Raw genomic sequence first — 615 nt, 5'->3', positions numbered from 1 at the left:
ATGTGGTCGCCCCGGGTCAGGATGACATGATCGCCGGGTTCGGCAATGCCTTTTTCCACCAGCAGCGCCAGCGCCCGGTCGTTGACCTCGGTGGGCACCATCTCGCTGGTGTCGAAGGGCAGCGAGACCACGCCGCGATAGAGCGCCATGCCCCGCTGGGCGATGGGGCTGTGGCCGAGGCCGACGATCGGCAGGCCGGAGCGGATGCGCGAGGCGATCAGCGGCGTGTAGCCGGAGGCGGTCATGCAGGCGATGGCGGCCACCCCCGAGAGGTGGTTGGCGGCGTACATGGCCGACAGCGCGATGGTCTCGTCGACCTGGGTGAAGCCTTCGTGGATGCGGTGGCCGGACTCCTGGGCGATCCGCTCGCGCTCGGCCCCCAGGCAGACCCGGTCCATGGCCTCGATGGTCTCCACCGGGAAGTCGCCGGCGGCGGTCTCGGCGGAGAGCATCACCGCGTCGGTGCCGTCGAGCACGGCGTTGGCCACGTCGAACACCTCGGCCCGGGTCGGCAGCGGCGACTCGATCATCGACTCCATCATCTGGGTGGCGGTGATCACCGCCCGGTTGAGCTGGCGGGCGCGCTTGATGATGCGCTTCTGGGTGCCGATCAGC

Annotated in this window: 1 protein-coding gene; it reads right to left on the bottom strand. The window is 69.8% G+C overall.

The features are described 5' to 3' along the window. On the bottom strand, window positions 1–615 hold a 615-nt coding region (locus tag OOZ15_RS19980; protein WP_265958191.1), incomplete at both ends, for a pyruvate kinase.

It is taken from the genome of Galbibacter kalidii, from assembly GCF_026241135.1.
GTDB lineage: Bacteria > Bacteroidota > Bacteroidia > Flavobacteriales > Flavobacteriaceae > Galbibacter.
This window is presented reverse-complemented; position numbering and strand designations above follow the sequence as displayed.